The sequence below is a fragment of the Pseudomonas sp. BGI-2 genome (genome assembly GCF_004310295.1).
Classification (GTDB): Bacteria; Pseudomonadota; Gammaproteobacteria; order Pseudomonadales; family Pseudomonadaceae; genus Aquipseudomonas.
On the sequence record NZ_SISB01000001.1, the window covers coordinates 87,865 to 108,610 of the forward strand.

Annotated in this window: 12 protein-coding genes; 7 read left to right on the forward strand and 5 right to left on the reverse strand. The window is 56.8% G+C overall.

Going from position 1 to position 20,746, the window contains the following annotated elements:
* Positions 1 to 11: 11 nt before the first annotated feature.
* From EYC95_RS00365 to EYC95_RS00390, 5 genes are all read left to right on the forward strand, one after another.
* The gene (locus EYC95_RS00365; RefSeq protein WP_131058578.1) at positions 12 to 3,194 is read left to right on the forward strand and encodes an efflux RND transporter permease subunit; all 3,183 of its coding nucleotides are present in this window, start codon (positions 12 to 14) and stop codon (positions 3,192 to 3,194) included.
* Positions 3,191 to 4,612: an efflux transporter outer membrane subunit gene (locus EYC95_RS00370; protein ID WP_131058579.1), complete on the forward strand. Its 1,422-nt coding sequence runs from the start codon at positions 3,191 to 3,193 to the stop codon at positions 4,610 to 4,612. Before EYC95_RS00365 ends, EYC95_RS00370 begins: the two co-directional genes overlap by 4 nt.
* Positions 4,613 to 5,158: 546 nt before the next feature.
* Positions 5,159 to 6,214, forward strand: a complete 1,056-nt coding sequence (locus EYC95_RS00380) for a HEAT repeat domain-containing protein (protein WP_131058580.1) — start codon at positions 5,159 to 5,161, stop codon at positions 6,212 to 6,214.
* 127 nt (positions 6,215 to 6,341) lie between these two features.
* Positions 6,342 to 7,844, forward strand: a complete 1,503-nt coding sequence (locus EYC95_RS00385; RefSeq protein WP_131058581.1) for an ATPase domain-containing protein — start codon at positions 6,342 to 6,344, stop codon at positions 7,842 to 7,844.
* A 14-nt stretch (positions 7,845 to 7,858) separates the two neighbouring features.
* Complete coding sequence (locus EYC95_RS00390; protein WP_371928398.1) at positions 7,859 to 9,511, forward strand: ATP-binding protein; 1,653 nt, start codon at positions 7,859 to 7,861, stop codon at positions 9,509 to 9,511.
* Between the two features lie 31 nt (positions 9,512 to 9,542).
* Here EYC95_RS00390 and EYC95_RS00395 read toward each other — a convergent pair whose 3' ends face one another.
* The 5 genes from EYC95_RS00395 to EYC95_RS00415 all read right to left on the reverse strand — a co-directional run bounded on the left by EYC95_RS00395 (position 9,543) and on the right by EYC95_RS00415 (position 16,087).
* Complete coding sequence (locus EYC95_RS00395; protein WP_131058583.1) at positions 9,543 to 9,920, reverse strand: response regulator; 378 nt, start codon at positions 9,918 to 9,920, stop codon at positions 9,543 to 9,545.
* A gap of 77 nt (positions 9,921 to 9,997) precedes the next feature.
* Positions 9,998 to 11,179, reverse strand: coding sequence for a hybrid sensor histidine kinase/response regulator (locus EYC95_RS00400; protein WP_131058584.1), 1,182 nt, complete (start codon positions 11,177 to 11,179; stop codon positions 9,998 to 10,000).
* Complete coding sequence (locus tag EYC95_RS00405) at positions 11,173 to 11,766, reverse strand: chemotaxis protein CheB (RefSeq protein ID WP_131058585.1); 594 nt, start codon at positions 11,764 to 11,766, stop codon at positions 11,173 to 11,175. Before EYC95_RS00405 ends, EYC95_RS00400 begins: the two co-directional genes overlap by 7 nt.
* Entirely contained in the window at positions 11,763 to 12,578 is an 816-nt protein-coding gene (locus EYC95_RS00410; RefSeq protein ID WP_131058738.1) for a protein-glutamate O-methyltransferase CheR, read from the reverse strand. The genes EYC95_RS00405 and EYC95_RS00410 overlap by 4 nt, the downstream gene beginning before the upstream one ends.
* Positions 12,579 to 12,595: 17 nt before the next feature.
* Positions 12,596 to 16,087, reverse strand: coding sequence for a response regulator (locus tag EYC95_RS00415; RefSeq protein ID WP_131058586.1), 3,492 nt, complete (start codon positions 16,085 to 16,087; stop codon positions 12,596 to 12,598).
* Between the two features lie 258 nt (positions 16,088 to 16,345).
* Between EYC95_RS00415 and EYC95_RS00420 the strand changes: the two genes are divergently transcribed.
* Together EYC95_RS00420 and EYC95_RS00425 are read left to right on the forward strand one after the other, a co-directional pair.
* Positions 16,346 to 16,705, forward strand: coding sequence for a response regulator (locus tag EYC95_RS00420; RefSeq protein WP_131058587.1), 360 nt, complete (start codon positions 16,346 to 16,348; stop codon positions 16,703 to 16,705).
* Positions 16,706 to 16,887: 182 nt separating this feature from the next.
* Complete coding sequence (locus EYC95_RS00425) at positions 16,888 to 20,727, forward strand: hypothetical protein (RefSeq protein WP_256656889.1); 3,840 nt, start codon at positions 16,888 to 16,890, stop codon at positions 20,725 to 20,727.
* Positions 20,728 to 20,746 lie beyond the last annotated feature (19 nt).

The following is a 20,746-nucleotide window of genomic DNA, read 5'->3' on the forward strand; positions in this document are numbered from 1 at the left end:
CAACGACTCCGATGAATTTTTCCCAATTCTTCATTTCACGGCCGATCTTCGCAGCGGTACTGTCGCTGCTGATCCTGATCGCCGGTGCCATCTCGCTGTTCCAGTTACCGATCAGCGAATACCCGGAAGTCGTGCCACCGACCGTTGTGGTTCGCGCCAACTTCCCGGGCGCCAACCCGAAAGTCATCGGTGAAACCGTGGCCGCTCCCCTGGAGCAAGCCATCACCGGCGTCGAGAACATGCTGTACATGTCCTCGCAGTCTACCGCTGACGGCAAGATCACCCTGACCATCACCTTTGCCCTGGGTACCGACCTAGACAACGCACAGGTGCAGGTTCAGAACCGTGTGACCCGTACCGAGCCGAAACTTCCAGAAGAAGTGACGCGCATCGGTATCACCGTTGACAAGGCTTCGCCCGACCTGACCATGGTTGTGCACTTGACCTCGCCGGACAAACGCTACGACATGCTCTACCTGTCCAACTACGCCTTGCTCAACATCAAGGATGAGCTGGCGCGTCTGGGCGGTGTCGGTGACGTGCAGTTGTTCGGTATGGGCGACTACTCACTGCGGGTCTGGCTTGATCCGAACAAAACCGCTTCGCGCAACCTGACCGCGACCGATGTAGTGACCGCGATCCGTGAACAGAACCGTCAGGTCGCTGCCGGTGCCCTCGGTGCGCCGCCAGCGCCGAATGCCACTGCGTTCCAGCTGTCGGTCAACACTCAGGGCCGTCTGGTTTCTGAAGAAGAGTTCGAGAACATCATCGTTCGCTCCGGCGACAACGGTGAAATCACGCACCTGAAAGACATTGCTCGCATTGAGCTGGGTTCCAGCCAATACGCGCTGCGCTCGCTGCTGAACAACCAGCCGGCGGTGGCGATCCCGATCTTCCAGCGCCCTGGTTCCAACGCGATCGAGATCTCCAACGAAGTTCGCGACAAAATGGCCGAACTGAAGAAGAACTTCCCGGAAGGCATGGACTTCAGCATCGTTTATGACCCGACGATCTTCGTGCGCGGCTCCATCGAGGCGGTGGTTCACACCCTCTTCGAAGCGCTGATCCTCGTTGTGTTGGTGGTGATCCTGTTCCTGCAAACCTGGCGCGCCTCGATCATTCCGTTGGTGGCGGTACCGGTTTCGCTGATCGGTACGTTTGCCGTGATGCACCTGTTCGGCTTCTCGTTAAACGCCCTGTCACTGTTCGGTCTGGTATTGGCCATCGGTATCGTGGTGGATGACGCCATCGTGGTGGTGGAAAACGTCGAGCGAAACATCGGATTGGGACTGACACCGGTCGAAGCGACCAAGCGGGCCATGCGTGAAGTGACCGGCCCGATCATAGCAACCGCGCTGGTGCTGTGTGCGGTGTTTATCCCGGCGGCGTTCATCTCCGGCTTGACCGGTCAGTTCTATAAGCAGTTCGCTTTGACCATTGCGATCTCGACCGTGATCTCGGCGTTCAACTCGCTGACCCTGTCGCCTGCACTGGCTGCTGTGTTGCTCAAAAGCCATGACGCACCGAAAGACCGTTTCTCCAGGGTCCTCGACAAGATCTTCGGTGGCTGGCTGTTCCGTCCGTTCAACCGTTTCTTTGACAAGGCCAGCCATAGTTATGTCGGCACTGTAGGCCGGGTTATCCGCAGCAGCGGTATTGCCCTGCTGCTGTACGCAGGCCTGATGGTGTTGACCTTCTTCGGTTTCTCCAGCACCCCGACCGGTTTCGTACCCGGCCAGGACAAGCAATACCTGGTGGCTTTCGCGCAACTGCCGGACGCCTCGAGCCTGGACCGTACCGAAGACGTGATCAAACGCATGTCCGACCTGGCCCTGAAACAGCCTGGCGTGGAAAGTGCCGTCGCGTTCCCAGGTCTGTCGATCAACGGTTTCACCAACAGCCCTAATGCCGGCATCGTGTTCGTCACCCTGAAACCGTTCGACGAGCGCAAAGACCCGAGCATGTCTGCTGGTGCGATTGCCGGTGCGTTGAACGGCCAGTTCGCCGGGATTCAGGAAGCCTACATGGCGATCTTCCCGCCGCCGCCCGTACAAGGCCTGGGTACCATCGGTGGTTTCCGCCTGCAGATCGAAGACCGGGGCAACCTGGGCTATGACGAGCTGTACAAAGAAACCATGAACATCATCAACAAAAGCCACAACGTGCCGGAACTGGCCGCCCTCTTCACCAGCTACACCGTGAACGTGCCGCAGGTCGATGCGGCTATCGACCGGGAAAAAGCCAAGACTCATGGCGTGGCCGTCAGCGACATCTTTGACACCCTGCAGATCTATCTGGGTTCGCTGTATGCCAACGACTTCAACCGCTTCGGTCGTACCTACCAGGTCAACGTTCAGGCTGAACAGCAGTTCCGTCTCGAACCGGACCAGATCGGTCAGTTGAAAGTGCGTAACAACAAAGGCGAGATGATCCCGCTGGCGACCTTCATCAAGGTCAGCGACACCTCGGGGCCGGACCGCGTGATGCACTACAACGGCTTCATCACCGCTGAAATCAACGGTGCGGCAGCCCCCGGCTACAGCTCCGGCCAAGCCGAAAAAGCCATTGAGAAACTGCTGAAGGAAGAACTTCCCAACGGCATGACCTACGAATGGACCGACCTGACCTACCAGCAGATTCTGTCCGGCAACACCGCGCTGTTTGTGTTCCCGCTCTGCGTATTGTTGGCGTTCCTGGTGCTCGCGGCTCAGTACGAAAGCTGGAGCCTGCCACTGGCGGTGATCCTGATCGTACCGATGACCCTGCTGTCGGCCATCACCGGTGTGATTGCTTCGGGAGGCGACAACAACATCTTCACCCAGATCGGATTGATCGTACTGGTGGGACTTGCGTGTAAGAACGCGATTCTGATCGTCGAGTTTGCCAAGGATAAACAGCAGGACGAAGGCCTCAGCCCGCTCGCCGCGGTATTGGAAGCCTGCCGTCTGCGTCTGCGGCCGATCCTGATGACCTCCTTCGCGTTCATCATGGGTGTCGTGCCTCTGGTGTTCTCCAGCGGTGCCGGTGCCGAAATGCGTCATGCCATGGGTGTGGCGGTGTTCTCCGGGATGCTCGGGGTGACCTTCTTCGGTCTGTTGCTGACGCCAGTGTTCTACGTATTGATTCGTAACTTTGTGGAGCGCGGTGAAAAACGCAAAGCGGCCAAGGCCCTGAAACTGGAGGCGCAACAATGAGCCTGAAAGCCTTCCTGCCGAGCCTTCTGGTACTGGCCCTGAGCGCCTGTGCCGTCGGCCCGGACTACAAGACCCCAGCCACTGAGCCGGCGAACATCACCACCGCTACCGATGGTGCAGCCGGCCAGAAGAACTTCGACCGTACGCGTTTCGAAGGCATCTGGTGGCAGCAGTTCGAAGACCCGACCCTCAACCAGTTGGTGACTCAATCGCTGCAAGGCAACCGTGATTTGCGCGTAGCCTTCGCCCGCTGGAAAGCGGCCCGGGCGATCCGCGATGACGTCAGCAATGACGCCATGCCAACCATCACCAGCCGCGCCAGCAGTGATTTGGGTAAAGGTCAGATTCCAGGCCAGACCACCAAGCGGGTTAACAGCGAACGCTACGACCTGGGCCTGGACATGGCCTGGGAACTGGACTTATTTGGGCGTATCCAGCGCAACCTGGAATCCAGTGACGCCGAACAGCAAGCGGCCGAAGCCGATCTGTACCAACTGCAAGTCACCATGATTGCCGAACTGGTCGACGCCTACGGTCAACTGCGCGGTGCACAACTGCGTGAAAAGATTGCCTTGGCCAACCTGAACAACCAGCAGGAATCGCGCAAGATCACCGAAAGCCTGCGTGATGCCGGCGTCGGCGATCAACTGGACGTGGAGCGTGCCGATGCACGCCTCGCTTCGGTCGAAGCCAGCGTGCCGCAGTTGCAGGCTGAACAGGTTCGGCAGAAAAACCGTATCGCCACCCTGCTGGGTGAGCGTCCGGACAAGCTGACCGTCAACCTGAGTCCAAAAGACTTGCCGGCTATCGCCAAGGCGTTGCCGATCGGTGATCCGGGTGAATTGCTGCAACGTCGTCCGGACATCCTCAGCGCCGAGCGCAAACTGGCCTCCGCCACCGCCCGTATCGGCGTGGCCAAGGCTGATTTGTTCCCTCGGGTCAGCCTCAGCGGTTTCCTTGGCTTCACCGCCGGCCGTGGTTCGCAAATCGGTTCGGCGGCGGCCAATGCCTGGGCGCTCGGCCCAAGCATCACTTGGGCAGCGTTTGACCTGGGCAGTGTACGGGCCCGACTGCGCGGCGCCGATGCCGATGCCGAAGGCGCGCTGGCGACCTACGAGCAACAAGTGTTGCTGGCGCTGGAAGAGTCGGAAAACGCGTTCAGCGACTACGGTAAACGTCAGCAACGGTTGATCTCGCTGATCCGTCAGAGCGAAGCGAGTCGTGCCGCAGCGGACCTGGCCGAAATTCGCTACCGCGAAGGCACCGTGGACTTCCTCGTCCTGCTGGATGCCCAACGTGAACGCCTGGCAGCCGAAGATACCCAAGCCTTGGCCGAAACCGATCTTTATCGCGGCATTGTCGCGATTTACAAAGCCCTTGGCGGTGGCTGGCAACCAGAGACGGTCGCCAGCAAGTAAGTTTTTAAAGAGCTCCTTTGGTTGGCCGCAACCGACCAATTTTTTAGCCCTGCGCCTCATTCGGTCGCGGGGCTTTTTTTGCCTGCACAATTCTGAATCCCCTGTGGGAGCGAGCTTGCTCGCGATAGCGGTGGATCATTCAGAATTATTGTCGACAGACTCACCGCCATCGCGAGCAAGCTCGCTCCCATAGGGTTACCGGCGATCTTGAGATTTTTTGGTTTCCTGGACCGTCACCGTGGCCGTCGTCCCCGCCCGCAGCTATCAGGTTGGCCTGGTTGCGCAGCAAATCGGCCTAGGCGAACAACAACACCCCTTGTCCGGGTTTGAGTATTGCCTTGAAGTACTGGAGCAGCGGTTGCATGGGAATACTCTTTGAGTCATCTCCAGCAAGCGTAGTCACTGCTTCATGGCTTCGATGGGTTTCAATGTCGACGCGACCTGTAGGCAAATTCACCGGCATTGAACTGAGTCAGGGTTTGACTCACACGCCCACCTGACCGAAGCTGACAGCTTTGCAAAAGCCGCCAGCCCCCGGATTCCTGCATGCCCCAGTCCCGCCGCTACTTGCTCATCAGCCTCTGTGTCCTGTTCGCCTTCGCTCTTGCCTGGTTTTTCCTGCGCAGCACGACACCCGTGGTGCCGGAAGCCATCAAGCGCGGTTACAGCGAAGCATTGACCCAGGCTCGCGCCGGGCAACCGGGGGCCGCACGAGTTCTGTACCAACAGTTGGCTCGCCCCGACCTGTCGCCCAAACGTCGTGTCTGGCTGCACGCCGAACTGCCTAATTACCCCAGCCCACAAGCCCTGAAACTGGCGGCCGCAGACCTGCAAAACTCCTCGGCCGACGTGCGCATTGCGGCAATCAAGAGCATCGGCGGACTGGTGCCCAGCGGGCAGCGCAGTCTGCTGATCGGGCCGTTGCTGGATGACAGCGAACAAAGCGTCCGGTCTGCCGCGATCAACGCGCTGTTGGGCTTGTCGCCGGATGACCTGGGCTTGTATTTCGGGCCGTTGGAGCAAGCCATCGATGCCTGGGAACAGGTCCTGAAGAGCCAGCCGGAAAGCGCCGAAACCCAATACCAACTGGCCCGCCTGCACCTGCACAACAGCGAACTGAAAGAGGCACAGCAGGCGCTGGAACGCTCGTTGCAGCTGGCCCCGGTCAATTTACCGGCGCTGGTCATGCAGATTGAAGTGCTGGACAAGCAAGGCCAAAGCGACGCCGCTCGGCAGTTGCTGGCGAAACAGCTGAAGGCGCAACCCGACTCGGCCTACCTGCAACATGCCTTGGGGCTTTGGTTGCTGCATCACGGGCAAAGTGAGTTCGCCCTGCTCGGTCTGTCCAAAGCGGTCGAGATTGAACCGAACAACAAGGATTACCGCTATGACCTGGCGACTACCCTGCATGGCGAGCAAGAACTGGAAGCAGCGCAAAAGCAGCTGCAGGAGATCGTTCAGCGCCATCCCGCCGACCGCAAGGCGCGGGTGCTGTTGATCAATTACTGGAAGGAAAGCGGACAACTGCAGAACGTGCAGATCCTTCTGGCGCAGCTGGAACAGCTCAATCCCGATGATCCGGCGTTGCAGCAAGGCTTGTAACGCCCCCCGCCATCACGCCAACAAAAAGGTTGAACCGTCGCAACGTCAAAAGGTCAAGTGATCAGGCAGTCCATTCAGGCACTTCAGGCCTGCAGCCTCGCTTCCCCTAGTCATGAGAGGGTTTTTTTTGTCTACATCTAACGAGTTGTTCAGTGCAAAAGCCGCCACCGGCATCGAAGGTCTGGATGACATCCTGGCCGGTGGATTGTCCCGCGGGCATGTGTTTTTGCTGGAGGGTGAACCCGGAACCGGCAAAACCACCGTCGCGTTGCATTTTCTGTTGGCCGGCGCTCGTGCCGGCGAGCGCTCGTTGTACATCACGCTTTCAGAAACCGAGCGCGAACTGCGCCAAGGGGCGTTGTCCCACGGTTGGGAGCTGGATGAACACATCCACATCTTCGAGTTGACCCCGCCAGAAAGCCTGCTCAATGCCGACCATCAGCAGAGCCTCCTGTATTCCTCGGACCTTGAGCTGGGTGAAGCGACCAAACAGATTTTCGATGTGGTCGAACGGGTCAAGCCGACCCGGGTGGTCCTCGACAGCCTTTCCGAAATCCGATTGCTGGCCCAGAGTTCACTGCGTTATCGCCGGCAGATTCTGGCGATCAAGCACTACTTCGTGCGCTACGACGCCACCGTTCTTTTGCTGGATGACCTGACCACCGAATCCCTCGACAAGACCGTCCACAGCGTGGCGCACGGTGTTGTTCGCCTCGAAGAACTGACGCCCAACTATGGCGCCGAACGCCGGCGGGTCCGCGTCGTGAAATACCGCGGTCAGAAGTACCGTGGCGGTTTTCATGACTTCACCATCATGGGCGACGGCGTTCACGTGTTCCCTCGTCTGGTCGCGGCTGAACACCGCGGCGGTTACACGCGCCGGCAGTTAACCAGCGGCATCGACGAATTGGATGCCCTGCTCGGCGGCGGCATCGAGACCGGTTCCAGCACGCTGATTCTCGGCCCGGCCGGTACCGGCAAGTCGCTGATCTCGATGATCTTCGCTGCGGCCGCCGTCGCCCGGGGTGAGAAAGCCGCGCTGTTTATCTTCGACGAGGAACTGGGACTGCTGTTCGAGCGCATGAAAAACATGGGCATCGACCTGCAGGCGCTGCAAGACACCGGCAACCTGCTGATCGAGCAAGTCGACGCCGCCGAGTTGTCCCCCGGCGAGTTCTCTCACCGGGTTCGTCGTTGTGTCGATGAGCGCGAGATCAAAACGGTGGTGATCGACAGCATCAACGGTTATCAGGCCGCGATGCCCGAGGAAAACGCGCTGGTGCTGCACATGCACGAGTTGCTGCTGTACCTCAACCGCCGAGGTGCCGCGACGTTCATGACGGTGGCCCAACATGGGCTGGTCGGGGACATGCAGGCGCCAGTCGACATTACTTATCTGGCAGACACGGTGATTCTTTTGCGTTACTTCGAAGCCCTGGGCAAAGTTCGCCGGGCCATTTCAATTATCAAGAAACGCACCGGCAGCCACGAATCGACTATTCGCGAATACCGCATCGGCAACACAGGCATGAAGATCGGTGAGCCTTTGGATGCTTTCCAGGGCGTGTTGCGCGGCGTGCCGACTTATCTGGGCGCCAGCCAGCCACTCCTTAAGGAAAATGTCCGGTGAGGGTTATCGAGGTGATGTCCGAGCGCGCGATCATTCTCGCGCCGCTGGGACGCGACAGCCAGATTGCGCTGATGATGCTCAATGAGGCGGGATTCGAAGGCCTCGTTACCCGGGATCTGGTCACGCTGTGCGGCGAACTCGCGCAAGGCGCCGGCCTGCTGGTGATTTCTTCGGAAGCGTTGATGGGTTGTGATATCGCGCCTCTGCTGGGTTTGATCGAGCAACAACCGACCTGGTCAGACCTGCCGATCGTACTGCTGACTCACCACGGCGGCCCGGAACAGAACCCCGCGTCACGTCTCGGCCCGCAACTGGGCAACGTAACCTTCCTCGAGCGCCCGTTTCATCCGGTGACGTTGATCAGCCTCGTCACCACCGCGTTGCGTGGACGACGACGACAGTATGAAGCCAGGGACCGGTTGATTGACCTGAGCCAAAGCGAACTGCGCCTGCAAAACACGCTGGAAACCCTCGAGCAACAGGTCGAGGAACGCACCGCCCAACTGCGACACAACGAAGAAGCCCTCAGGCAGTCGCAGAAAATGGAAGCGGTCGGCCAACTCACCGGCGGCATCGCGCATGATTTCAACAACATGCTGACCGGCATCATCGGCAGCCTGGAGCTGCTGCGTCGCCGCCTGGCCCGGGGTCGCACCGATGACCTGGACGGTCTGATCGATCTGGGGGTGACCTCCGCCAATCGTGCAGCAGGCCTGACTCATCGCCTGCTGGCCTTTTCCCGACGCCAGTCGCTGGATTCCAAACCCGTGGAAATGAACACCCTGGTCGTATCGATGGGTGAACTCTTGCAGCGCAGCATCAACGAAAGCATTCATCTGGACATGCAGCTAAGCGAAGACCTGTGGGTGGCCGAGGCCGATCCCAATCAGCTCGAAAGCGCCCTGCTCAACCTGGTGCTGAACGCCCGAGATGCCATGCCAGAAGGCGGAAAACTGGTGGTCAACACCTCAAATCAACACTTGGACAATGGCTTCACCCGGGTCCACAGCAACCTGCAACCGGGTGATTACGTGGTACTGAGCGTGACCGATACCGGCTGCGGTATGCCGGAGGGCACTATCAGCAGGGCCTTTGATCCATTCTTCACGACCAAACCGATCGGCCAGGGCACGGGTTTGGGCTTGTCGATGATTTACGGTTTCAGCAAGCAGTCCCACGGTCACGTGTCCATCGAGAGTGAAGTGGGTAACGGCACGACGGTGAGTCTGTATTTGCCGCGCTACAACGGTGATCTGGTCGAGGACACACTGATCGATATCGCACACGCGCCTTACGCCCAGAACGGTGAAACCGTGCTGATCGTCGAGGACGATCCGGCGGTACGCGTGCTGGTCAGTGCAGTATTGAGTGAGTTGGGCTATGCCTTCGTCGAAGCGGGCGATGCCGATAGCGCAGTGCCGATTCTCGACTCGGGCCAGCGTATCGACCTGTTGATCAGCGATGTGGGGTTGCCTGGAATGAATGGCCGGCAACTGGCAGAAATCGGTCGGCAGTACCGGCCTGATCTGAAAGTGTTGTTCATTACCGGTTATGCCGAACACGCGGCGGTGCGCGGCGGCTTCCTTGACCCTGGCATGCAGATGATCACCAAGCCGTTCACGTTCGACCTGTTGACGGCCAAGGTGCGGGAGATGATCCGAATCTGAAAGCCCCCACAACTGGGGGCTGCGGGGCCTTTTACGACAGCATTTCCTGCATGATCTCTTGCAACACATCCAGATCGAACGGCTTGCCGAGGATCGGCGCCTTGCGCGTGATCGGGCTGTCGGTCTCGCGGATTTCCTGCGGATAACCGCTGATAAAAATCACTTTGAGTTCCGGTCGCAGCTTCACGGCAGGCTCGGCGATCTGCACGCCGGAAATCCCGCCGGGCAGGCGAAAGTCCGTGATCATCATGTCCAGGTGTGGCTTGCTCGCCAGTATTTCAAAAGCCTGCTCGCCGTTTTCGGCCTGCAGCACCCGGTAACCTTCACCCGACAAGTAAGCGGACAATACCATCAGAATCGAGGGGTCATCCTCGACGATGAGTACTACATCTTGTGCATCTTCACTCATGGGAAGCCTTTGTTCGGTCAATAGCTGCTGATACGACCATAGGGTCGATCAGAGGTTGCGTTTATCGGGCTGTTTTCCTACAGCGGCAGACAAACGCGAAATAAGGCGCCCTCGTTGATCTTGCTCTCGACGGCGATGGAGCCGCCATGGGCGGCGACGATCTGTTCGGAAATAAACAGCCCCAGTCCCAGCCCCGCGATCACGGTCTTGGCTGACACCCGTTCGAACTGTTGAAAAATACGCTTCTGGTTTTCTTCACTGATACCGATCCCGCGATCCTGCACTTCGACCCGTGCCTGACCCTCGTGACAGTAGACCCTCACATCGATCCGGCTCTTGCCACCATAACGCAAGGCGTTGGTCAGCAGATTTGAAATCACTTGTTCGATGCGAAATTCGTCCCAGTTGCCGACCACTGGCTGTTCAGCCGTAAACGCAACGGAACACTCGGCGGCGTCGACCTGCGGCGCGAAGTTTTGCAACAAATTGCTGACCAATTGCACGAGGTCAAATCGGGTCGTGCGGATCGACAGCTTGCCGGTGCGAATGCGTGAAACATCCAGCATGTCTTCAATGAGACGGATCAGGCTTTTGATCTGCCGCTCGTCTCGGTCGACCATGGCGTGCATCTTGTCGAGGGTGAACGCTGACGCGTTGTCCCGGGCCAGGTGCATCTTGCGCAACTGGGTTTCGAGGATCAGGCCATTGAGCGGTGTACGGACTTCGTGGGCGACAATCGACATGAAGTCATCACGCATGCGCACCGCTTGTTCCAGCTCATTCTGTGTGGCCTGCAATTGCTTGAGCAGCGCTTCCTGTTCGCGGCGAGCCTGTTCCAGCTCTTCGACCTGCTGCTTCATCGCCTTGCTTTGGCGATACAGGTCGACAAACACGTTGACCTTGCTCTTGACCGCATGAATATCCAGCGGCTTGTGCAGGAAGTCCACGGCACCGCTTTCGTAGCCCTTGAACGCGTAGTTCAGCTCGCGGCCAGCGGCACTGACGAAGACAATCGGGATGTTCTTGGTTTTTTCCGTGCCGCGCATTAATTCGGCCAGTTCGAAGCCGTTCATGCCCGGCATCTGCACGTCGAGAATGGCCATGGCGAATTCGTGTTGCAGCAGCAACGACAAGGCTTCGTCAGCGGACAAGGCTTTATAGACCATGCGGTCTTCACGCTTGATCAATGCCTCAAGCGCCAGCAGGTTCTCCGGCAGATCGTCGACAATCAGCAGTTTGGCTTGGATGTTACTCAGCATGCTATTCGTTCCAGCTCGACAAGCAGACGGCCGATGCCGCGTATAGGGAGAATGTGATCCGGGTGATGCAAAGCCAACGCTGCCCGAGGCATGGTTGCGACCTGGGCCTCGCCCGGGTCCTGCACGATGGTCAGGCCCCCGCGACGTTTTACCTGAGCCAGACCGCTGGCGCCGTCGCGGTTGGCGCCGGTCAGCAGCACGGCAGCCAGGTGCTTGCCGTAAGCATCGGCGGCCGACTCGAACAGAAAATCGATGGCGGGCCGCGAATAATGCACGCGGTCCTCTAGGCTCAGGGAAAAGGTGCGGTCATGCTCCACCGACAAGTGATAGCCGGGCGTCGCGAAATACAGCGTTCCCGCTTCGACCTGCGTCTTGTCACGGGCCTCCTGAACTCGCATGGCCACGCGCCGATCGAACACTTCGGCCAAGTGGCTACGACGCTCGTCAGGCAGGTGCAGCACCACAATGATCGGCAGTGCGAAGCCTTCGCGCAGTGGGCTGAGGATACCCAACAACGCCTCCACGCCACCGGCCGAAGCACCGATCACGATAGCCTCCAAAGAAGGCAATTCCTCTGCATTACTCATGATTTACGGTAGATCCGTTCTTGTTTGACCAAGGGCACAAACTGGTTGCCGAAGGCCGAAAAATCCGGGGTTTCCTTACTGCCCAGCACCAGAAATCCACGATGGCAAAGGGATTCATGGAACAAACCGAACGCACGATCCTGAAGCTTTTTATTAAAGTAGATCAAAACATTACGACACGAAATTAATTGGGTTTCGGAGAACACGCTATCGGTCGCCAGACTGTGATCGGCGAAGGTCACGTTCTCACACAAGGTCTTGTCGAAAATCGCGTAGCCATACGCTGCCGTGTAGTAGTCGGCGAACGAACGCTGGCCACCTGACTGCTGGTAGTTATGAGTGTAGGCGCGGACGTTCTCCATGGAGAAAATCCCCTGCTTGGCCTTCTCCAGCGAGCGCGGATTGATGTCAGTGGCGTAAATGATGGTGCGATCGAGCAAGCCTTCTTCGCGCAGCAGAATCGCCATTGAATAGACTTCTTCGCCGGTGCTGCAACCGGCAATCCAGATCTTGATCGACGGATACGTCTTGAGCAGTGGCACCACTTCCTTGCGGATCGCCAGGAAATGCGAAGGGTCGCGAAACATTTCGCTGACCGGAATCGTCAGCAATTGCAGCAACTGCATGAACGCGGTCGGATCGTGCAGCACCTTCTCTTGCAGGGCGGAAATGGTGTTGCACTCAAATTGCACCAACGCATGCTTGACCCGGCGCTTGATCGAAGCGCCGGAGTAGTCGCGAAAGTCGTAGCTGTATTTGAGGTAGATCGCCTCGATCAACAACCGCAATTCGATTTCGCTGTTTCGCTCCATTGAATCAATGCGTTCCACTAAATGCGTTCCATCTTCGGTAACCACACGCGAATCAGCGAAAACAGGCGATCCAGGTCGATGGGCTTGGCCAGGTAATCGTTGGAGCCGGCTTGCAGGCAGCGCTCCTGATCGTCCTTCATGGCCTTGGCCGTGACCGCAATGATCGGCAGCTTGCGCCAGCGCGGGTCCTTGCGGATCTCGATGGTGGCTTCGAAACCATCCATCTCCGGCATCATCACGTCCATCAACACTAGATCGATGTCCTCGACTTCATTCAGTTTTTCAATCGCTTCACGGCCGTTCCGGCCGATGACCACGACTGCACCCTTTTGCTCCAGCGCGCTGGTCAGGGCGAAGATGTTGCGAACATCGTCGTCCACCAGCAGCACCTTGCGGCCCTCGAAGACCTTGTCGCGGCTGCGCGCGGTCTTGAGCATCCGTTGGCGTTCATGGGACAACCTGGATTCGACTTTGTGCAGAAAGAGTGTGACCTCATCCAGCAAGCGCTCCGGTGAGCGAGCGCCCTTGATGATAATCGATCGTGAATACTTGCGCAGTTCGGCCTCTTCATCCCGGGTCAGGTTGCGTCCGGTGTAGACGATGACCGGCGGGAACGAACAAATATCTTCGGTCGACATGCGCTTGAGCAGGTCGTTGCCGAGCATGTCCGGCAGCTTCAGATCGATGATCATGCAATCGAAAATGGTCGTGCGCAGTAGATCGAGCGCTTCCTGGGCGAAGCCGACGGCGGTGATCTCGATGTCTTCGTCGCCGATCAGGCGAGCAATGCTGTCACGCTGCAAATCGTCGTCTTCCACCAGCAGCACCCGCTTGACCTTCTGGGTCAGCTTGGCTTCGAGGCGGGCAAACACGTCCTTGAGTTCTTCTCGCGTGGTCGGCTTGACCGCATAACCGATGGCGCCCATGTGCATGGCGGCCTCGACCCGGTCTTCGACGGAAATCACATGAACCGGAATATGGCGGGTTTCGGCATGCTCTTTCAGACGCTGCAAGACCGTCAGCCCGGAATGATCCGGCAGGCGCATGTCCAGCAGAATAGCGTCGGGAATGAACTCTTTGGCCAGGTCGTAACCTTCATCAGCGCCATGGGCAACCAGGCACTGGTAACCCAGTTCGTGCGCCAGATCGTAGAGGATGTGTGCAAAGTTCGGCTCATCTTCCACCACCAGAATGCAACGGGTGGTAAATGGCGCCTTGCCGCGGTCATCGTCGAAACGCGGTATGTCGACTTCGGCAATCAATGGCACCAGCGCGGGCGTTGCCGCTCTCGGCGCCAAGGCGACCGGAGTGACCAGCATCGGCGCCACCGGCACATCGCCCGGTTCAACGTATTGCTGCGGCAGAACCAGGGTGAACACACTGCCCTGCCCCGGTTCGCTGGTGACGCTGATCGAACCGCCTAGCAACGCTGCCAGATCCCGGGAAATCGACAAGCCCAGACCCGTGCCGCCATAACGGCGATTTGTAGTGCCGTCGGCCTGGCGGAACGCTTCAAAAATGCTTTCCTGCTGGTGGGCGGCGATGCCGATCCCGGAATCGCGGACGATAAAGGCGATGCCGTCGTTTGGCTGGGACGCCACCGTCAGGCTGAGCGTGCCTTTTTCAGTAAATTTCACCGCGTTCGACAGCAGGTTCTTGATGACTTGTTCCAGACGCTGACGGTCGGTGAACAGCATCATCGGCGAACCTGGCTGGAGGTCGACCTCGAACTTCAACTTCTTGTCAGCGGCCATTGGTTCGAACATCCCGCGCAGCCCGTCCACCAGGCGCGCAACGCTGGTGTTTTCAGGACGCATCTCCAGTTTGCCGGCCTCGACCTTGGAAATATCGAGAATGTCATTGATCAGATTGAGCAAGTCATTGCCGGCGGAGTAGATCGACTCAGCGAACTTCACCTGCTCGGCGCTGAGGTTTTCCTGAGGGTTTTCTGCCAGCAACTTGGCCAGGATCAACGAACTGTTCAACGGCGTGCGCAGTTCGTGGGACATGTTGGCGAGGAACTCGGACTTGTACTTGCTCGAGCGCTGCAGTTCTTCGGCGCGTTCTTCAAGCTGGACCTGGGCTTGATTGAGCTCGGTGTTCTTCAGGTCCATCGCATCGCGCTGGTCGGCGAGGATCTGAGCCTGATCGGCGAGTTGTTCGTTGGTCTGCTCCAACTCGACTTGCTGGGTTTCCAGGTGAGCCTGTGACTCTTTGAGAATCCGCGACTGCTCTTCGAGTTCTTCGTTGGCGGTCTTGAGTTCTTCTTGCTGAACTTGCAGCTCTTCGTTGAGTTGCTGGGTTTCGGCCAGTACTTCCTGCAAGCGTTGACGATAACGAGCGGCCTCGATCGACGTACCGATGTTGCCGGCAATCAACTCAAGCAACTCGATGTCGCGGTCGCTCAGGGGGCGCAGGAAGCCCAGTTCGATCACACCGTTGACACGGTCATCGTCGCTGGTTGGCACCACGAGCACGCTATGCGGCAGGCCTTCGCCCAGGCCGGAACTGACTTTGAAGTAGTCGCTTGGCACGTTATCGAGACGAATCAGACAAGCCTGTTGCGCCACCTGACCGACAATTCCTTCATCACTGTAAATCTGCTGGTCGCGCTCTTCCTGCTCGCGAGAAAAACCGTATGACGCCACACGTTTGAGGCCACCATGTTCTTCACGCACATAAATAGCAGCGACGGCCGAGCCCAGATATTGAGCACAGAATTGCAGGATGTTGCGCCCCAACAGATTGAGGGACAGTTGCCCCAACACTTGCTCGGCCAATTCGGTCTGGCCATTGCGCAACCAAGCTTGCTGTTCCAGACGCGAGGCGCTGGCCAGTTGCGCAGCGAGGTTGGCGCTGTAATTTTGCGAAAGGTTGAGCAAATCACGACGGCCGATATAGGCCAGCAAACCGCTGATACCGAGAATGAACAACAGGTAAAGGGTGATGCTCCAGATCGTGGTGCGGCGCACGTCCTCGTTGCGCGTGGTACGCAACTGCTGCTCCATGTCGATCACGTCTTCGAATTGCTTGCGGATCTCATCGGTAAGCCGCTTGCCCCGCCCGGCCTTGACGACACTGCGATAATCGCCGCTGGCGCGCTGCAGATCGATAAGCGACTGCGCGTAGTTGGCCCACTCCTGCTGCAAGGCCTGGAGCCGGTGCAGACGGTCGGTTTGAACCGGGTTGTCGGCAGTGAGCTCGAGCAAGGTTTTGAGGGCGACCGCGATTCTCGGCTTGGCCGTTTCATAGGGGTCGAGGAAATGCTCATCGCCGCTGAGCAAAAAACCGCGCATCCCGGTTTCCAGATCAACGGTCAGCTTTACGGCTTCGTTGGCGTTATTGATCACCCGGTCGGTGTGTTCGACCCACTGGATCACCGACAGCAGGTATGTGATCAGCGCGACAAAAAACACTGCACTGAGCACACCGACACCCAACGGCAGGCTGATATTGCGGCTCAGGAGTTTACGGAATCGTTGCTCATCAACCGAAGACGCAGGGGTCATGGGAAGGCCTTGTCGAACTGTTCAAAACCAAGGAGTTTGCCCCAAAACTGGCACATTGATCCATTTTTCTGACGTGGATACGGGCAAATCCCTGCATTTAGCTGCTCTCGGTCAAAGGAGCGGTTATCCTGCCGCCTCTTGTACAGCTATTCTTTTTTGCACAGCGTTGGGAACTTGTCGGGATCTGCCACTTACTCATGCTAGAGCCCGGCGATTTCGATCGACCGGCGACCCTGAATTTCACTTGAGAGCCCTCTTATGTCCTCCGCCCCGTCCATCATCCTGGTAGTAGAAGACGATGCCATCGTGCGCATGCTGATCGTCGACGTATTGGAGGAACTGGAGTTCAAGGTCCTTGAGGCCGATGGCAGCGAACAGGCGCTCGAGTTTCTCAACGATGAAGACCAGCACATCGATTTGATGATGACCGATGTGGGTTTGCCAGTGATGGACGGCCGTGAATTGGCGACACAGGCCCGGATGCTGCGTCCTGAATTGCCGATTCTGTTTGCCAGTGGGTATGCAGAGAGCATTGATGTGCCGGCGGGCATGCAGGTGATCGGCAAGCCGTTTTCCATTGATCAGTTGCGGGACAAAGTAAAGAGCATTATTAAATAAGTATATCGACAATAAAATCCCTTCAAATGGCAATGAAGGGATTGTCTTCCATGGGCAAGTTATAAATAACACAGCTCAGAACTAACAACACTAGCAAAACGCACTTACATACCAACTCTTGATTAATGCAAGATAACAAAAGAGGATCTCTCAAACAACAACCAAAAACGATGAATTTAATCATGACCCTCAAATATGCAAACTTTCCAGCTCAACGTTACTTATCCCGAGCCGTCCCCGACACCACCATTCAATATCGCCATGCTCAATGCGACCTCAATGAACAAATGGAAGTTGTATACAAACTAAATCAGCGAGGAGAAGAACTTAGCCCTTCGCAAGCCATCAACCTGAAAGGTTCCGTCATCTCCCTGGAGTCAGGGTCGACGCTTGATGATGCTCTGCAACCCGGTAGGGACCTGCTGCAGAAAATGTCCGAACAAAACTCTTTCAAAAACTTAATGGCCACCTTCAATATTCCCGAGCACTCATTGTTCGAAGTAACTTCCGAAGGCGAAGTAAACGCAAGATACTCTGGCAAAACAGTTGGCTTTGCGAACGCATTCAAACTTGCACCGGATCTGACAGATGATCTTCATGCATTGGTTGAAATGGCGCAATTGACCGGTGGCGTCATCTCTCTCGCTGACCATGTCGAGTTGGCGCAATGGCTGAAATTTCATGGTTACATCATTCCCCGAACCGCCGCCGAAGGTTCCAGGCTGACAAAATTCATGGAACTGAAGCCTCCAGTGAGTCCACCGCTTGGTAACTATTGGGAAATGATCAAAGACGGGGGAGACAACTCAGTCACTCTTTCTGCCGTTCAGCGCAGCGAATTCCGCAAACTCATCACCAGTTACATCAAGGATCAGTCGTTACTGGAGCATCTGGTCAATAGCATTTTGGGCGGACGGTCTACCCCTTTCAAACGCTCGGAGGCTGAGCGCGTTCTTGAAAAACTTGTTTCCAGTCCCATCGCTTTTGACTGGGCCAACGCTTACGTGCGGGATCTGGGCTGGTATGGGGCGCAAGAAAACCAACCCCAATCAGATGAGTCGCTTAAGCAAATAATGCTGACTTCGCTCTTGCTCGATCTGCATCCGGGCGTCGGCGAACAAGAGCCTCGCAATCATGTGGCAGGTTTCAACTTGTATGCTGTCGAGCACATGGAAAAATCCTTCGCCGACATTCAAACAGAATTCGAAAGGCACCTGATCGAGAACCACCGGATCACCGAAAGAAATGCGGCACTGGCCGCTCACCTGTTGTTGGCAGAGGCCGCTCCGGAATTTCTGCTAAGAGATCTGCCTTCCACCCTGTTACTGGGCACGCCGCAATGGGTCGAATTTTGCCGGATCGTCTCGGTGCATGAAATCATTGCGCCGGGATCGACGCGCTCGATGACTTATGCAGAGCTACACCATATGTCGAAGTTTGACTCGGTCTCCGAGTCGCGAAAGACGCTTGACGCTTTGGCTGCCGTGGACCCGGTGATTGATTGGGGGCTGCTCAACAAAATCATCACGCCGGATGACGTAGAGAAGTCGGTCACGGACTCGCTTGAAGTGGCATTAGGCGCGTACGCCCGACATGCCAAGACGCTTGCCGAAACCGCTGAAACATTGTCTCGCCCCCTGCCGACTCGCAAAAGCGTCGCACTGGACATGCTCAAGCAGGTCGCCAAAGGATGTACCTATCTTGAAAGTGACGTCCTTCACCAACGGAAAAATCGACCGCTGGAGGACGCTTACGCCAACCCGTTTCCCGTATCGCCTGTAGAACTGCACATGTCCAATGATCTGCGGACCGGTGACTGGGATCTGAAGAATGGCGAAAGTATTTACAAAGCGTTTCCCAAAATGCTCCCCAACCTGATTCCTCCTGACGGTGAGTTCCACCGTCAGTTCAATCGCGACTATGTGACGCATGTAAAAGCAATGAACATGCATTTGAAGCAGGCTTTTTCATCAATGCCACTGCCTGATCGGACACGCCTGCTAAAAGGCAAGGTGACGATGTTCACGGTAAGACCGCCAGTCGCGAAACTCCACTCGATCACCAGCCTTCCCACGAATCCCATAGCGTCGACCATTGAAACGGTCCTGAAAGTGACCGGGCGCAAACCCACTGAAAGTCATAAGGACATCGATGAGGCAAAGGGTCGCTACGGTGTCGTCATCTGTTCACACTATGAAGGCCGAGTGACGTGTTACGAATTATTCACCTTGCACGGAACCTGTCGCGAGAACACCAGGCTGGCAGGGCTTATCCAAGAGGAAAACCTTTTAAACACAACCGTTCGCAGCAGTGAAATAAAAAACTACTCTCCTCCGGCGAAGGTGCTTCAGCTGCCCACGGACATCGAGTGTTATACCCATGGGGTTACACCCGGCCTCGTCAACGTCAGTCCGGGTGTGATCGAAAAACTCGGTGAATTGTCAGCGCCTCCACCGGCGCTTGGTATCAACGGTTACTACCAGAGTTTCTATTCCACAGAGTTCGACCCATTGGTGAACTTCGTACTCAAGCACAGACCCGTCGCGACCTTCGATGAATTGGTGAAAGAGTGCTGGGGACAGACAAAACTGGAGGCATTGCGCGCAAAACGGGAAAAGGATCTGGATACCTTTCTCAACTTTGTCGTGCCCTTCAAATCCTGCATCGAAGACCTGAACTCAGACGATCTGGATCGACAATTCCAAGGGGTAGCGGCCTGTACGTTAGAAGCCACGATGACCGTTCTGTTAGTCGTCGGAGCCGTTGCTCAGATTGCCAGTCTTGCCGCCAAAAGCATGAGCCTTGCGACCAAGGCCGGCAAGTTCGCTTCGACGGGACTCGGATTGGTGGGCAGCCTGATCAATCCGCTGGACGGAGCATCCGACCTATTTTTACATGGCGCAAAACTGTTGCGCAAAACGTGGCGCAACAGCGTGGTCGCATTGGATAACGCGATTGTCGATGCGCGCAAATGGGCGGGCGTAACGCCACACAGCCAACTGGCCGCAACCGTCGACCCTGACACTATTCGCCTGGGAACCTGGCGTCCCGCGCAAACTTCCCAGGATGTCTTCCAGGTATGGGGAATACGCCACAATGACGAATGGTACGCCCTGAACCGATTGGGTCAGCCTTGGGGAGCCAAACTGGAAAATTTCAATTACAAATTCAAACTGCCTACCCTGCCGTGGCACAGGATCATGCCGAAAAGCTACACCCAACGTTACATCAAGAAAGCTATTCCCGCCGCCAAAGCCAAACTGGACCGTGCCATCCATTTGTTGGCCGATATAGAGTCAGACAACGAAGTTCGCAAGGTTCTCAACTATCTGTTTGGGACGGGATCCGACGAAGCCGCTCAACATATCGGGCTTAAACTGCGAGCCATACGCAAGGATCTCGATGCCTTCACGCTCACTAATGTGTCGTTCCGAAAAGCCGATGTCAGCGCGGTGGCGGCACTGGACGTGCCTGATTACAAGCGGTGGAAGCAGGCGGTAACTAATGGGACTGCACATAAAGAATCAATCAAGAGATTCATCAAGATTTACCCCGAACACCTGGATGATTTTTTTCGCACAACCAAATACGATGAATCCAGAATTGCGGATGTTTTGATCCATGAGATGTCACATGGCGCGCCTGGCACGCTCGATTTGTATTACGGAAAAACTCTGAATCGCGTTGAATTCGACGCTGCACCGTTAATTGATCTCGCGCGTAACCCTCGCATGGTTGACCCGTCTTTTTCGAACCCTTACAAGACAGTGGACACGCAAAAATTTACCCATCTGCACCAGTTTGAATCCATTCGCCCCAGCCTTCCGACGTTGGTTCAGAAGCATCCAGCCTTATACAACGCGGATTCTTATGAAGTAGCAGTTTCCTTGATTGACCAAATCAAATCCGACCCTGCTGGATTTGCCAAAAACATGACTACCATCGAGACGGCGCTAAACAACACCGCAGCCGACCAATTCCTAGGCTCACTGGAAATCAATCTTGGCAGAGGATCGAGTTGATTTTTGCTCTCAATGCAAA

Bases quoted from the DNA above. Each gene is read 5' to 3' on its own strand.
- EYC95_RS00365 (WP_131058578.1), top strand. From the start codon at position 12: ATGAATTTTTCCCAATTCTTCATTTCACGGCCGATCTTCGCAGCGGTA.
- EYC95_RS00370 (WP_131058579.1), top strand. From the start codon at position 3,191: ATGAGCCTGAAAGCCTTCCTGCCGAGCCTTCTGGTACTGGCCCTGAGC.
- EYC95_RS00380 (WP_131058580.1), top strand. From the start codon at position 5,159: ATGCCCCAGTCCCGCCGCTACTTGCTCATCAGCCTCTGTGTCCTGTTC.
- EYC95_RS00390 (WP_371928398.1), top strand. From the start codon at position 7,859: ATGTCCGAGCGCGCGATCATTCTCGCGCCGCTGGGACGCGACAGCCAG.
- EYC95_RS00395 (WP_131058583.1), bottom strand. From the start codon at position 9,920: ATGAGTGAAGATGCACAAGATGTAGTACTCATCGTCGAGGATGACCCC.
- EYC95_RS00400 (WP_131058584.1), bottom strand. From the start codon at position 11,179: ATGCTGAGTAACATCCAAGCCAAACTGCTGATTGTCGACGATCTGCCG.
- EYC95_RS00405 (WP_131058585.1), bottom strand. From the start codon at position 11,766: ATGAGTAATGCAGAGGAATTGCCTTCTTTGGAGGCTATCGTGATCGGT.
- EYC95_RS00410 (WP_131058738.1), bottom strand. From the start codon at position 12,578: ATGGAGCGAAACAGCGAAATCGAATTGCGGTTGTTGATCGAGGCGATC.
- EYC95_RS00415 (WP_131058586.1), bottom strand. From the start codon at position 16,087: ATGACCCCTGCGTCTTCGGTTGATGAGCAACGATTCCGTAAACTCCTG.
- EYC95_RS00420 (WP_131058587.1), top strand. From the start codon at position 16,346: ATGTCCTCCGCCCCGTCCATCATCCTGGTAGTAGAAGACGATGCCATC.
- EYC95_RS00425 (WP_256656889.1), top strand. From the start codon at position 16,888: ATGACCCTCAAATATGCAAACTTTCCAGCTCAACGTTACTTATCCCGA.